Consider the following 15,636-nt stretch of genomic DNA (forward strand, 5'->3'; position numbering starts at 1 on the left):
CAAAGCTATATAAAGAAAAAGGGAAGCATCGGCTTCCCTTTTTTGTTGTCTGAATTTCATTATATCCACTCAAGCTGTATTAACTTATCACGATGGATAACATGTCCCATGGATAATCCAGTGAACACCACTAACTAGCTTCTGCTCCAATTAGACTGACTAAAATCTAGAGGGTCACTAGTCTGATTGGCTTGCTTCTCTACTGGTGCTTGCTCTGTATTCGATAGCGACGTTTCTAGATGGCTAGCCTCTACATTTAATGACTCACCCTCTTCATCAGACGCTTCTTTCACTTTCTTTGGAATCGGTATATTGCGTTTGTAGAGCTTATTGAGCGCTTTGATTATTGAATGCTTGGTGATCGCTTGTTGAGTAAGCTTCGTCATGATCGGTTTAGTCAGCGCTTGTAAGCCCACAACCGCATCGACACCCAGCTCACCACCTACTTTATCTCGCTGCTGCTTAGCTTCTGAATAGCCAAAGTGAGCAGATAGGAATAGCCAGATATAAGCAATCGCATTACCGTTGTCACCATGGTCTATCCATGCATCACCGGCTCTAAACATCGCCTCTGCACTGTTCTTTTCTGCTGCAGTTTCAAACCAGTACACCGCCTCACCATGATTTGGTTCTACGCCGACGCCATTTAAGTAGCTCATGCCAAGTTTAATCTTACCATCTAGGTTGTTTTTCTCAGCCGCTTTGCGATACCAATCAACAGAGCTTTCTGCGGAGTAGTCTGGGTTTTCTTTGTCTAGGCACCAGTCACCCATGAACAGCATCGCTTCGGTATTACCACCAGCGGCAGATTCCTCAATATAGGTGTAACCCTTGGGAATGTTCTTTACGGTTCCACGGCCATGAACCAGCGCTTTACCCATCTCAAATTTCGCCGACATATCGTTGTCTAAGGCCGCGATCGCAAGCTGCCAAAAGTTAGCTTGCTCTCTTAAGATCAGGTCTTCTTTGCGCTTCATACTTATACGCACAATGCCGTACATACCGTTAACGTTATCCAAATGTGCTGCTTTATCGTACCAATATAACGCTTCCTTAATATTGTTGCGCTCCGCCTCTTTCGCCAAAAATAGAATCGACGGGACATGTCCGGTTTCGGCTTTAAAGTGGCGCTCTTTTTGCTCTTGGATACGTGCTTTTTCAATCGCCTTTCGGTAAGCAACAGCACGCGCTTTACGCTCTTGTTCCAAGCGCTGTTTTCTCAGTGATAAAGAAATCAGCCACACGGCAATAAGTATTAACGAAAGAGCAGTCGCACCAATTGCGATTCCCATTGTACTCATAGAATGTTTAACCTAATTCGGTTTCGTTCTACCCTATATCGACCACAAGCAGACTATATTGAGTAGTTAATTTCTGAGGCTATTAGCCCTGATGGTGACAAGAGACGCAGTCTCTACACGCTCCGCCTTAAACTCGGTTCAGTATCTCAGGAATACATAACGATAAGAAGTCTGCAAAGACTAATCCGTACGCACTCCATAAATCGTGTGATCTTGCTTCAATAAAGATTGTTATCTCTAGCTTGCCTTTCATCAAATAAGGCTCAACCGCTCACCAGAAACCCATGGTTAAAGACCTGTACCTGAATGCAGCGGTGATGCATCCCCCACCAAGTGTGACAACGTCACTCTAACGTAAAATATTAAGATCTATGAAACGGGCACTGATCGTCGATCAAGAAGTAGAAATTGATGACCACTTGGGTACAAAAGCTTACCCAAGTGGTAATGAGGTGATTCACGAGCACTAACTGCGATTGAAGACGTACTCTTTGTGGAATAATAGCCGCTCACGCTAGCTATAGCTGAACTTTACATTGTAAATTAGTGAGCGCTAGAAAAGTAAAAAGAAGCCAGTTCGTGTGACGTTCTGGCTTCTTTTTTGATTTGATATGGCAGAGAAACCGCTAACCTTGCTGCATCTTCTCCCAAATCGTTGGTGACCCAATATAATCTTGCACTGAGGTGATGAACTCTTTTACTAGCTTGGTCTGCTTACGGTGTGGGTAGACAGCGTAAATGGCGGTATCCGCTGTTGAGATGGCGTAATCAGGAAGCAGTGTCACTAAGCCTAACTCTTTCATCGATGCGTACAGGTTTGATTGATCAAGGAAGCCATAACCTAAGCCATCTTTCACACAAGACACCATAGTACGAACATCACTCACCTTGTAGTTACCACGAATCGTCAGGCTCTGGAAAATGTTGCCATGCGGCTCTTCACTGATACGCAGATGATCCACCGTCATATCACCGTTGGTATAAATCACCGCAGGCAGAGACAACAGATCTTGTGGCGTTTTCGGCTTACCATGCCGCTTCACAAAGTCATTCGAGGCGACCAGCATGAAGTTACTGTCGGCTATCTTCTTCGCAATTAGATTTGATTCCACCAACTTACTGAAACGAAACGCGATATCAAACTGCCCAGCAATGATATTAGCGATCTTGTCGTCTAGTGAAAGTACGATCTGTACATCTGGGTACTTTCTCATGAACTGCGTGATGATAGGTTGCAGGTATTGCTGACCAAAATAGATGGGCGACGTAATTCGCAGCACACCTTTAGGCTCAGACTGATACGAATCAGCAATGCCTTGAATCTGATTAATGGTGTCTTTCAACACATAGGTTTGCGCAAGAATATCTTCCCCAGCTGACGTCAAAGAAAGCGAACGAGTAGAACGGTTGAGTAACTGAACACCTAAGTCTTGCTCAAGCTTTTTGATCTGTTTAGAAAGTGAGGAATTGTCCATATCGTGCAAGGTTGCCGCTTTAGTAAACGACCCTTGTTGAACCACATCTAAGAACAATAACAACTGATTGGTATTGGGCACTGAGCCGCTCCTGATATTTAAGATCGATTAACGTTCATCTTTAGGAGTGTCCATCACTACCATGGTTGTGATGGATTGAACCTGAGCACACTCCCCTAGCACATCGGCATGAAACTTCTTATAGCTCTGCAAGTCTTTAGTCTCGACTCGCAACAAGTACTCATTGGCACCGGTGATGTTGTGACACTCGACCACCTCTTTCTCCATAGCGACGTGCTCTTCAAACTCCAATTGAGCAGATTTTTTGTGGCTTGATAAACCAATTGAAACATAGGCGATAAAACCCACGCCCATTAAGCCGTTATCTAGAACCGCACGATAACCTTGAATGATGCCTTTGCGCTCAAGATCTTGTACACGCCTTAACGTCGCTGAAGCCGATAAACCAATTCGCTCTGAGAGCTCAATGTTGGAGATTCTGCCGTCCAACTTAAGCTCTTGCAATATCCTTTCGTCAAACCTATCCATAAGTACTTATTATTGTGCATTTAGTGATAATAGAGGAAATAAAAGCACATAATTGCCTCACTTTCCACCTACTATGTTTCTCAACACGTGAAAGTCATGACCGGTCAGTCACTTCGTTCATTTTATTGCTGGAGAACCATTATGCCTTTAGAACAACTTAGCGCACTTGCCTTGTTTGCGTTTGTCTCGACCTTCACGCCGGGTCCAAATAACATCATGCTCATGACTTCTGGTGCCAATGTTGGCTTTGCCCGCACCATTCCACACATGCTTGGCATTGCTCTAGGTTTTGCTGCTATGTTGCTATTGGTTGGCTTTGGTTTAATGGGGGTTTTCAACGCCTATCCGGTGACTCACCAAGTATTGAAATACCTGAGCCTTGCTTACTTGGTGTACCTCGCAATTAAAATAGCCAAGAGTGGAAAAGCGAAAAGCACTGAAGCTTATAAACCGATGACCTTCATCGGCGCGGCAAGTTTTCAATGGGTTAACCCGAAAGGTTGGTCAATGGCACTGACAGCCATTTCTGTTTATAGCAGTGGCAGTTCATGGTGGGAACTTGCAATCATCGCAGCCGTTTTTACGCTAGCTAACCTGCCATCGGTGACCTTCTGGACAGCAGCAGGCAAGCAGCTACAACACTGGCTAACAACGCCAGTCCGCATCAAAAGCTTCAACTATGGTATGGCAGGCTTGCTGTTAGCATCGACCATTCCGATGCTCTAATCGAATAACTTCTATATCTTAACGGTTAGTACTCCGCTGCTAACCGTTATTCTCGTTATAAATACCCCACAAGTTCACCAAGCCAACGACCAAACATCGCCTGCCAGTTAGGCGTTAACGTCCAGGCAAACGCCGCTACATTGATGACCACTGTCGACCAATAAATCGCTCTGAACGGCTGTTTTTGTGTTTTATGACGCAGCTTATCTTGTGCGATCAAAGCCCCTAACCAACCACCAGCTACCGAAAAGATGTGCAGGGTTTTCTCTGGCACGCGCCAATTACCATTAATCGCGGCTCGCTTGTCTTTTGCATACACAAAAAACGTCACGACACCGATAACGAAATACCACGCCAATAGCGCTTTTGAGCTTTCCGCAAACAACGCAGACACCGCTACTAGAGCCAAATAAGTGATAGCGATTTGAATAGATGAAGACAACATCAACTCCTTTTGGGTAACAGCTCACATACTGTGGCAATTACGCCCTGTAGATTTTGATAAGGATGAGTAAGGCGTATTGTAATTCGGTTAGCCTGCAAAAAATAAACAAGCCCTTTCATCCCTACATAACATGATGGAAGTTAAAGGAATTATAAATATGTGCAACCAAAAGTACGCCATCTACCAAGTTTTTACGCGTTTATTTGGCAATAAAAACACCCAACATGTCCCATGGGGCACAATCGAACAAAATGGCGTTGGCAAATTCAGTGATTTTACAGACAAAGCGCTGTCTGAAATTCGCAAGCTTGGAATGACTCACATTTGGTATACCGGAGTTCCTCACCACGCGTTAATCAATGACTACAAACACATTGGTATTTCAGACGATCACCCAAGCATAGTAAAAGGCCGTGCGGGCTCTCCTTATGCCGTAAAAGATTACTACTCGGTAAACCCTGATCTCGCTGATAATCCCGATCACAGACTAGAGGAATTTGAGGCGCTAATAAAAAGAAGTCACGACCACGGCTTAAAGGTGATCATCGATATCGTCCCTAACCACGTTGCGCGTCATTATGAGGGGCTGAATAACCCACAAGGCGTCAGTGACTTTGGTGCTCACGATGACACTACACTCGAATACCACAGAAACAATAACTTCTACTACATCCCCAACACCCCTTTTGAGCTTCCGAATATCGAGCCTGACTTTACTCCACTTGGTGGTGAACAACATCTAGCCCTAAACTCTCCATTTGTCGAAATGCCCGCTAAATGGACTGGTAATGGCTCACGCCTAGCTAAACCCAACTTCGACGATTGGTATGAAACTGTGAAGATCAATTACGGTGTGCGCCCTGACGGTTCAAAGGACTTCCCTGAATTACCGAGTAACTATGCTCAACGTGATTGCCGAGAACACTTCTATTTCTGGAAATTCATCGATGTGCCTAACTCTTGGGTTAAGTTCCGAGAGATCGCCTTGTTCTGGTTAGATAAAGGCGTCGATGGGTTTCGTTACGATATGGCTGAAATGGTACCAGTCGAGTTCTGGAGCTATCTCAACTCATCAATAAAAATGCAAAACCCCGATGCCTTTCTTATGGCAGAGGTATATCAGCCAGACTTATACCGTGACTACATTCACTTAGGAAAAGTGGACTATCTATACGACAAAGTAGACCTATACGATGGACTTAAATCTGTTATGCAGGGTAAAGCTTCAACAGCCATCATTCCCGAGATTCAGCATCAAATGATGGACATCGAACATCACATGCTGCACTTCTTAAATAACCATGATGAACAGCGCATCGCGTCTCCTGAATTTGTAGGCGACCCAAATATCGCCAAACCTGCAATGCTCGTCAGCGCCTTATTGAGCAGTTCACCAACGATGATTTACTTCGGACAAGAAGTCGGCGAACCGGGCGCGGAGAACGCAGGCTTTGGGCAACCCTCGCGTACATCCATCTTCGATTACGTCGGTGTCCCACAGCATCAAAAATGGATGAACCACGGCGCATTCGATGGCGGGCTATTGGACGATAACGAAAAGCAACTGCGTCACTTTTATCAGAAGGTGATGAACTTTTCGCTCGAGCACTCTTCAATGACTGGGCATTACCGAGACTTACACCAAAGCAATAATTTGAGTGATTCGGTTTACGCATTTCTGCGATATGACGACCAAGAACTCACCATAGTTGCTGCGAATTTCAGCCTGCACACTACAGAGCGTGTTTGCTTAGTTATTCCACGTGATGTAATCCAAGTAATCACAATTACGGATGGTAGTTACTTGCTTAATGAACATATCGAATCTATTCAGTCACAAGAATTACGTGTGGAGGAAGGAGTTGGCTGCTTCAATATTGAATTAAAACCGCTGGCATCCTTGGTTTGGGTATTACCATTAAATAATTAAAACCCTTGTCGATATTATATAGAAAAAAATATAGGCTAATTGACAATTAACTTAATTCCCAAGTTAAATTAACACCCAAACATTTCGATATCTTCCTCACATTTATAAGGATGAGCTCTCATCCTTATTCTCTACGCCCGGCCGCTACGCCCTATCCTATTGATATTAAATATATGAGTTCTTGATCCAAGTAAATCTACATAAACCAAGTACAAATCGTGATATCGACACTAGGTTTCTTATTTTTACTTATTAAAAACAACTTTACATATAGACATCACAAATAGTTGACCACCGTTAAGACTAGGATATTCATCTTCATAAAAAGTGAAATATGGATATCGAAACGTGAACAATATAAATATTAATCAATGTTTAACTCTACGAAATACCTTTAACAATACAAAGAAAAGAAGCTTCAAGAAATCGACCTTAACCAGAGCGATTTTACTTCTTTTCACCGCTACTTTAATCGCAGGTTGTGGCAGTGATAATAACAGCGACAACGGTACTGACACTGGCAGCAGTGGGCTATACCCTGCAGCAGAAAACGAAGTGGTTATCTACTATAAACGTGATGTCGCCGCAGCAAGCACTTCTGGATCGACTTATGACGGCTGGGGACTGCACCTGTGGAATGGTGAAGGCTGTACCAGTACCGATTTAGTCGGAATGGGGTTGAGTGAGACTGGAACCGATTGGAACAGCCCTTACGAATACGATGGCATTAGCGATACTTACGGCGCCTACTATGTATTGAAAGTCGATCCCGATGCCGCTGACCCGCATAAGTGTATGAACTTCATCTTACACAATGGTGACAAAAAAGCCTTTGGTAGCGCGAACTCGAAAGTTGAGCTAGATAAACTCGGTGAATCTCAAGGTGTGTTTGGTTTCCATGGCAGCAGCGAATTGTACTACGAGCCTATCTCAGAACGACCAGTGAATATTGATGGTCAAAAAGCACATTGGCTTGATGCAACGACCATAGGTTGGGAAGCGGCCAGCAATGCAGATTCTTTAAAACTCTTCTATGCATTGGATAACAGCATCTCAATGAATGATGACAAAGAGATTGTCGGTGGCACTGCAATTGAACTGAGCAAAGATGGCGAGCTATCCTCTGAATTAAAAGAACGTTTCCGCCACCTAGCAAGTTTACCAGCAGTCGCGATTGACGTTGATGACACAACACTGCGCACCATTTTGAAATCTCAGATCATTGTTGTAGCCTACAATGCCAATGGCGATGTTATCTCTTCGACCGAGATTCAGAAACCAGGCGTGCTTGACGCGGTATTTGCTAGTGAGGATGCCGGTAATGCAATGAGTGAAGAACTCGGTGCTATTATCGACGGCAGCGCAGCTACCTTTAAACTATGGGCACCTACAGCCCAAGATGTTGAGCTAGTCTTATACAGTGAAGATCTAAAAAGTTCACAAGTCATCCCAATGACGGAAAGTACTGAGACAGGCATCTGGGCAACAGAATCGGTGTCTAACGCCGTCAACATGTACTACCGCTACCAAGTGAAGGTTTACCACCCAACCACTGGCAAAATAGAAAATCGCCTTGTGACAGACCCTTACTCTCTCAGCTTGTCGAAGAACTCTGCATACTCTCAAGTGATTGACCTGAATGATTCAACCTTGAAGCCTACGAACTGGGACGACTACGAACGACCAACCGTAAAGAAAGACGAAGATCATGTACTTTACGAATCTCACCTGCGTGACTTTAGCTTCAGCGACAAACTCGGCACAGCGAGCCTAAATGGAAAATACCTTGCGCTTACGGAAGCGGATCGTGAATCAGTCAAACATCTTCAAGCGCTGAAAGATGCCGGTCTGACGACTTTGCATATCTTGCCAGCATTTGATATCGCCACCGTTGATGAAGATGAAGCAAGCCGCGTCGATATTACCGATACCGTTGGGAAACTGTGTGATGTAAAACCTGCCGCTGCCTTATGTGGTAATGAAGATGAAAACAGAGTTATCGAAGACGTACTCGACGGCTATGACCCTTCAACGGGCGATGCACAAGCGTTAATGAACGACTTACGAATGCTCGACAGCTTTAACTGGGGTTACGACCCATTCCATTACACGGTTCCTGAAGGAAGCTACGCAACGGATCCAAACGGATCAAAGCGTATTCTAGAATTCCGTCAAATGGTTAAGGCCACGCACGACATGGATCTCAAGCTGATCATGGACGTGGTGTACAACCACACCAACGCATCTGGAGTGAATGATAAGTCGGTACTAGATAAGATTGTCCCTGGGTACTACCACCGTCTTAACGTCAACACAGGTGGCGTAGAAAACTCGACTTGTTGTGACAATACTGCGACTGAAAACCTAATGATGGGTAAATTGATGGTCGACTCACTCAAGGTGTGGGCTGACGATTACAAGGTGGACGGTTTCCGTTTTGACTTAATGGGCCACCAGCCAAAAGACGTGATGGTCGAAGCGCTTGAAGAAGTGCGTAAAATTGACCCAAATACCCTGTTCTACGGGGAAGGTTGGGACTTTGGTGAAGTCGCCAACAACGCTCGCTTCGACCAAGCAAACCAAATCAACATGGCTGGTACAGAAATCGGTACATTCTCAGACCGTTTACGTGATGCAGTTCGTGGTGGTAGCCCGTTCGATGGCGGTGTTGACTCTGAAGGGAATCACCCACTTCGCTTTAATCAAGGCTTCGGTAATGCTGCGATTGCCAATGAAGAAACCAAGACAGATCAAGACTCCATCAACGGTCGTTTGCACAACCAAGACCTTGTTCGCTTAGGAATGGCAGGTAACCTCGCAGAATACGTGCTAATTGATTACAAAGGTGATACCAAACTGGGTAAAAACGTCGACTACAATGGCGCACCGGCGGGTTACACCAAGATGCCTTCAGAGAACATCTCTTACGTTTCAAAACACGACAACCAAACACTATGGGACAACAACGCATACAAAATCGCAACTGGCACAAGTTCGGCAGAACGCGCTCGCATGCAGTCGGTATCGCTTTCTACCGTAATGTTGGGCCAAGGCATACCATTCATCCACATGGGTTCGGAACTGCTGCGCTCGAAGTCGATGCAGCGTGACTCTTACGATTCTGGTGACTGGTACAACCGCGTGTTGTTCGATGGAACTGACAACAACTGGAATGTCGGCTTGCCTCGTGAGGACAAAGACGGAGCAAACTGGGATCTGATCAAAACCATCATTGCTGATCCAACGGCAAAACCAGACGCAGACGACATCGAGTTAACTAAGCAGCAATTCCTAGAGCTATTAAAGATCCGTAGCTCAAGTGAGCTTTTCCGCTTAGATACAGCTGACGAAGTCATGAAGCGAGTCGATTTCCGTAACGTTGGCGAAGACCAAGTCGCAGGCTTAATCGTGATGTCTATCGATGATGGTGTATCCGCAGGCGAAGACCTTGATCCCGCTAATGACGCCATTGTCGCAGTTGTAAACTCAACCCATGAATCTCAAACGTTCAAGATCGTCGGAGCAACAGGCTTTGCGCTTCACGATGTCCAACAAAACTCTGCCGATGACATAGTGAAAGGCGCGAGCTTTGCTAATGAATCATTCACAGTTCCAGCCCTAACGACAGCTGTGTTTGTACAAGCACAAAGCGGTGCGCAAGGCGCTGGTTTGCCGGTTGATAACTCAGACAAGGATGTATCTAGCATTCCTCCGTACGGTCAAACTACCGTGTACGTGCGTGGTGATATGAATGGTTGGAACCCTGTTGATGATTGGGCGATGAGCTTTGTTGCTAATGGGGTTTATTCTGTAACAGGCAACTTAGAAGCGGGTAGCTATGGCTTCAAGTTTGCGGATGCTGATTGGGAAACACCTAACTTTGGTTGCGATTCTGTAGAGCTTACAAGCGGGTCAATCGATATTGGCACAGGTGGCAATTGCCAATTGAGCGTAACGGAAGCGGGCAGCTACACCTTCACTTTGAATGCGATTCACGAGCTTGACGACAATGTAGACAAAGCTGTGGTATCTGTCACTAAGAATTAAGCTCCAAGCTGAGGTTCAAGTAACAGATAATAAAACAAGCGAAAGCTAGCCTTTGGGAGACGTCAGTCTCCCTTTTTTGTACCCAATAAACGCCAACCTAAGAAAGCCTTCTCCTAACACACATAAGTAACATTCAACCTTTAGTGATTGAGGAACCTTGTTGGCACTTGGTGAATATGAAGGCTTCTTTTTATTCACTTTCGGTTGCAGTTCCTGTACCCAGGATAAGCTTTCTTGAATCAAGTACATGAAATAGAGAAATGAGAGACGCTGTCTAGGCCAACGCCTACTTAATAGTAATCACGGATCCAAATGACATTGACCTACGTTAATCAGCTAGAGCGTTAGTGAATATCTATAAGCTCGCGTCTTCGAATCTCAAATATTTAACTAATTAAAGTATTTCATTTATCGCTAGCAATAAAAAAGGACCCTATTAGGGTCCCTTCTCTTAAATCAGACTTTGTAATTGTATCAGCTACTTTTTATTAACTGCTTTTACAAAGACTTCTTGTGCGCCTTCAATGCCTAGTGCTTTCGCTTCGTCTAATAGACCCAAAGCTTTTGGAATATTGTCTGCTTCGACAGCGGCTTTGATTTCATTGTGGTAGTAAGTTTGTGTCTCTGGCTGAATCGCCTCAACCTTCGCGGCTGCTGGCTTAGCATTTGATTCACTGCTTGAACCGAATGAGAAGAAACCAACTCGATCAATCGCTACTTCTATTTTGCCAACGTTCGAGTTTGGAACTGGAATATCTTCAACTTCTGGTAGGTAGTTACCACGGCCTTCCGCGTCCAAACGAGCTGGGTGAATGACATCAGTGAAACCATCAAGATCTTCTTGCTCGCTATAGATAACTAAGTAAACCGACTGAGATGTGGTCGGCGGGTAGAAATCGTTTTCAGCAACAAGTCGATTACCCAAATGTAATCTTGGTTTCGCGTATTCGAAGCTATCTTTACCATAGCGCTCTAACTCACGACCGTTCTTATCATAGATAACCGCATTAGGGACAAATGCAGTGTCGCCGATCATGCTTGTAATCTTAATAGAGTATTCACCGCGATCCGCCGGTAGCTCGATCGCGACTACAGGGCTATTTATACCCTGATAGTTCAAAATTTGGCTGTCTGGTGTTACATCGAAAATTGCCGAGCTTGGCAGCTTCATCGGGGCAAATTGAAGACCAGCAAGAGAGTTAACTTGTTCAGCTTGTGCCACTTGCACCTGCTCTACAACTTGTGCAGATTGACAACCGGCCAACGCAACACAGCCACTCAACATTAGAGCTTTAAAATACATAACTCTTCCTTCTTGTTATTTTTTTAAGAAATTTACTAACTTTAATTACCACAAAGAAAACTATTCACCTAGGGAACGATCCACTTAATCGTACATTCCTTAAAAAAATAGCCGACGCGAGCCGGCTATGAATTAGGACAGTTTAGGATTGGTTACGCTAAGTGTTTACCACCAAGCTTCAGCTTGGATACCGAACACATATTCTGTATCGTCGCCGTTGAATGCTTCTTTGTTTTCAGTATCTAGGATGTAAGAACCGTAAACGCGGATTTCAGGACGAGCCCAGAAGCTGTCACCCATAGCCCAAGCTTGAGCTACTGTGAATTTAGCGTTACCGAAATCTTCAGTTGCTAGACCACCGTCAGCGATGCGCTCACCAGCGTTGTAGCCAGCTTCAAATACTGTGCGCATTGTGTCATTCCACTTGTACATTGGACGAACTACAGCAGAGTACTGATCGATGTCGAAAGTTTTGTTTGTGTAGTTACCATCTTTATCTGCACCACCGATATCGCTACCCGCTAGGTAAGCTAGTTGGTGACCCATTTCCCAAGATTCGCCAAGGTTCATTACACCCCAGTTAATTAGACGGAAACCGGATGCTTCGTTAAATGCTTCAGTACCACGTGCGTAGTAAGAACCAGAACCCCAGAAGTTTGCAGCTTGTACGCCGTAACCGTTAGTACCGTACTGAAGTACTGTCTGGTGGAAGCCGTTGCTCGTTCCTTGGTGTAAAATTGCAGAAGCTAGTAGGCCGTCGTCAGCAGACTCGCTCGCGTTATCTGAATCAGTTGCGAAGTTGTACGCTAGTGCTAATTCTAGAGATGCATCTTGCCATAGGCCGATGTTCGCTAGACGAGCATCAAAGATGTAACCAGTTGAATCGTCAGTCGCGCCATCTTGGATTAGTGCAACAGATAGCTTTTGGTCACCGATTGAAATGTTTTCAACACCACCACCAGTACCAGATGTGTTTAGGAAATAGAAGTCAGTGATGTGGATATCTTTACGTTGGTAGTATGTTTTACCAGCCCAAAGAGTCGCTTCTTGGTCGAAAGATAGAACGCCTTTCGCTTTAACTGCAAACTGAGCAACGTTAAAATCAGAATCTTCCCAACCATTTGCGCCTGGTGCACCAGAAGCAATCATTGACTCAACGCGCCACGTTTGCTCACCAGTTTTTAGTTCTTCAGCTAGGCCAAACTCAGAGTAGTTGTCATTTTCGTTACCTAGACGACCAATACCGTTTTTGTTAACTGATACATCACCATTACCGTTGCCGCTGATACCAGTACCAGCACGCATGTAACCATTAAAGTCAACAGCGAACGCAGAGCCAGCAGCTAGCGTAGTCGCCACTGCAGCAGCAATCAAACTTACTTTTTTCATTCTTAACTCCATTAAGGACGATTTATTTTAGGTTTTTATATTTTTGCTCTCTTGCGGCAACCAAAGGCAGTTATGGTAGTCGTAAGATAGAGAGGTTTAGGGTTTCCCCTGATTCGTTTCAACGGGGTCAATATTAAGAGGGGATGACAAGTTTGACTTCCTCCACCCCCAACTAAATTAAGGGGGACTAGAGGGGAGTAGAAAATATACAGAATGGCGTTTTAAAGAGGTAGATCACTTAATCTAGGAGGAGTAGACAGCACGAAGATCTAATTATTCAGCATAAGTGAGATCTACTTCAAATATATAATTTGAACTTCATCGATCAATTATTTTTTTAACCGTAATTAATCTGTGAAGTTGCTTGACCTTACTGTGACAAAGCCTTTTACTAATAGTTCACTGATGTTGATAAACGAACAAGAAATCAAGCAATGACTAGAACGCTCGCTCGCCCTTATCCGCTAGGCGCAACGCTAGGTAACACTGGCTGCAACTTCTCTATTTATTCTCCTGACTGTAAATCTCTTTCACTCGCTCTTTTTGATGAGAACGAGGAGTTCACAACTTATAAATTGGACAATGAATACGCTGATATTCGATATGTATTTATCGAAGGTATTAAAGCGGGGCAAAAATACGGATTCATTGCAGAAACAGCTAATGGTCCAATATTACTTTCTGACCCTTATGCTAAAGCGATAAGTGAGCCGCTCCACTACACCACGCCTTATAGTAATGAGAAAAGCTTTACGATGGCGAAATGTGTCGTTGTTGATGATACCTTCGACTGGCAAGGCGTCGAAAAGCCACGAAGTAGCCGTGAAGAGACCGTTCTGTTTGAAACGCATGTTAAAGGCCTATCTCAACTTCACCCTGAAGTCGCAAGTAATATCAAAGGCCGTTACCTAGGGTTAGTCAGCCCTGAAATGCTTGCGTTCTACAAGCAACAAAACATCAACTCATTACAACTTTTGCCCATTGCGGCCTGCATGCACGAACCCCACCTGCTTGATATGGGTAAAGTGAATTACTGGGGCTACAACCCATATTTATTTATGGTACCCGACCCTCGTTATGCAGAGAAAGATGCCGTAACTGAGCTCAAAACTGCGATTCGTGAACTGCACCGCAACGGTATCGAAGTGGTCTTAGATGTGGTGTACAACCACACAGCAGAAGGCGGCGAAGATGGCACAACCTTTAACTTAAAGGCACTAGATAGCCGAACTTACATCAAGCACGGCTGCCATTATGCAAACTTCACAGGCTGTGGGAACACCGTCGACCTTACCCACCAGCCAGCACTCAACCTAGTCATGGACACGCTTCGTTACTGGGTAAGCGAATTCCAAGTCGACGGCTTCCGTTTTGACTTGGCAGCCACACTGGGGCGCGAAGGTGACAACTACAACCCTGAGGCTGCTTTCTTTAAAGCCGTAGCTCAAGACCCTGTGCTTAAAGAGACCAAATTGATCGCAGAGCCATGGGATATCGGCCCAAACGGCTACCAAGTGGGTAATTTTCCGTTTGGTTGGAACGAATGTAACGACAAGCTGAGAGACATTACACGTAGCTTCTGGCGCGGCGATCAAGGCTACCTTAAAGAGTTTGCTACACGCCTAATGGGGTCTCGTGATATCTACAGTGCAGCGCACTGGCCTTACAAACTAACCGTCAACTACATCACTTACCATGATGGCTTCACCATGCAAGACCTTGTCTCGTACAAGCATAAGCACAATGAAGAAAATGGTGAAAGTAACCGTGATGGGCATGGTGACAACCGCTCTGAAAACTACGGCGTAGAGGGTGAAACCGAAAACCTGTTGGTTATCGCGACTCGTGAAAAGCAGAAACGTAACTTCATGGCGAGCCTGCTGTTTGCTTTCGGTATTCCACACATTCTGACGGCAGACGTGTTATCCCATACTCAAAAAGGTAACAATAACGCTTACTGCCAAGATAGTGAGACGAGTTGGCTGAACTGGGAAGATTCCGAGCGCAAGACCTACTTCAAAACTTGGTTATCTGAGATGATTGCCGCACGACAGCAGTACATGGTGCCTTTTATCAAGGCATTCAGTGGCGAGAAACGTAACTCTAACCGCATCTTCTGGAGCCGTGTTGATGGCACGCTGATGGAGCATGATGATTGGAACCGCTTAAGTTCAGTAGCACTCCACATTGGTATAGGTAAAGATGGCGACGAACTGATTTACCTCATCAACCAAACCAATGCACCGGCACGTTTCAGCTTACCCAATGATCGTGAACAAAACTGGGTGACGATATGTGATACCAACCTGAGAAATGTCAAACCAGGTCACGCTGAAGGGGAAATGTTGCTCTCACCGACATCGATGGCTATTTTGCACTACTCACCAAACAAAACTGAGTTAAGTGAAAGTTAAGCTCACTCAATAATAAAGAAAAAACCATAAAAGCCAGTTATGTTTTTAGCTGGCTTT

Annotated in this window: 10 protein-coding genes; 4 read left to right on the plus strand and 6 right to left on the minus strand. The window is 44.8% G+C overall.

Annotated elements, in window-relative coordinates; all coding sequences use genetic code 11:
• Positions 1-134: 134 nt before the first annotated feature.
• From JC606_RS03160 to JC606_RS03170, 3 genes are all read right to left on the minus strand, one after another.
• Positions 135-1,301 carry a tetratricopeptide repeat protein gene (locus JC606_RS03160; protein ID WP_198777954.1) on the minus strand — a complete coding sequence of 389 codons (1,167 nt, stop codon included), beginning with the start codon at positions 1,299-1,301 and terminating at the stop codon, positions 135-137.
• 626 nt (positions 1,302-1,927) lie between these two features.
• Positions 1,928-2,857: a LysR family transcriptional regulator gene (locus JC606_RS03165; RefSeq protein ID WP_198777956.1), complete on the minus strand. Its 930-nt coding sequence runs from the start codon at positions 2,855-2,857 to the stop codon at positions 1,928-1,930.
• A 27-nt stretch (positions 2,858-2,884) separates the two neighbouring features.
• Positions 2,885-3,325, minus strand: a complete 441-nt coding sequence (locus tag JC606_RS03170) for an Lrp/AsnC family transcriptional regulator (RefSeq protein WP_004740425.1) — start codon at positions 3,323-3,325, stop codon at positions 2,885-2,887.
• A gap of 141 nt (positions 3,326-3,466) precedes the next feature.
• Here JC606_RS03170 and JC606_RS03175 point away from each other — a divergent pair, with 141 nt between their 5' ends.
• Positions 3,467-4,051: a LysE family translocator gene (locus JC606_RS03175; protein WP_198777958.1), complete on the plus strand. Its 585-nt coding sequence runs from the start codon at positions 3,467-3,469 to the stop codon at positions 4,049-4,051.
• A gap of 55 nt (positions 4,052-4,106) precedes the next feature.
• Here the strand turns inward: JC606_RS03175 and JC606_RS03180 are convergent, their stop codons facing one another.
• Entirely contained in the window at positions 4,107-4,496 is a 390-nt protein-coding gene (locus tag JC606_RS03180; RefSeq protein WP_004740420.1) for a DUF1294 domain-containing protein, read from the minus strand.
• A 157-nt stretch (positions 4,497-4,653) separates the two neighbouring features.
• Between JC606_RS03180 and JC606_RS03185 the strand changes: the two genes are divergently transcribed.
• Positions 4,654-6,426, plus strand: a complete 1,773-nt coding sequence (locus tag JC606_RS03185; RefSeq protein WP_198777960.1) for an alpha-amylase family protein — start codon at positions 4,654-4,656, stop codon at positions 6,424-6,426.
• A 348-nt stretch (positions 6,427-6,774) separates the two neighbouring features.
• A complete protein-coding gene (gene pulA, locus JC606_RS03190) occupies positions 6,775-10,473 on the plus strand; it encodes a pullulanase-type alpha-1,6-glucosidase (protein WP_198777961.1) in 3,699 nt (1,232 codons plus the stop codon).
• A 478-nt stretch (positions 10,474-10,951) separates the two neighbouring features.
• Here the strand turns inward: pulA and JC606_RS03195 are convergent, their stop codons facing one another.
• Entirely contained in the window at positions 10,952-11,776 is an 825-nt protein-coding gene (locus JC606_RS03195; protein WP_198777964.1) for a MalM family protein, read from the minus strand.
• 165 nt (positions 11,777-11,941) lie between these two features.
• Positions 11,942-13,165 (minus strand): maltoporin LamB, encoded by a 1,224-nt coding sequence (gene lamB, locus JC606_RS03200; RefSeq protein ID WP_061032119.1) that lies wholly within the window; start codon positions 13,163-13,165, stop codon positions 11,942-11,944.
• 434 nt (positions 13,166-13,599) lie between these two features.
• On the opposite strand from lamB, the gene glgX reads away from it, so the two are divergent.
• Positions 13,600-15,579 carry a glycogen debranching protein GlgX gene (gene glgX / locus JC606_RS03205; RefSeq protein WP_198777966.1) on the plus strand — a complete coding sequence of 660 codons (1,980 nt, stop codon included), beginning with the start codon at positions 13,600-13,602 and terminating at the stop codon, positions 15,577-15,579.
• The last annotated feature ends 57 nt before the right edge of the window (positions 15,580-15,636 follow it).

The organism is Vibrio sp. IB15 (assembly GCF_016406055.1).
Classification (GTDB): Bacteria; Pseudomonadota; Gammaproteobacteria; order Enterobacterales; family Vibrionaceae; genus Vibrio; species Vibrio chagasii.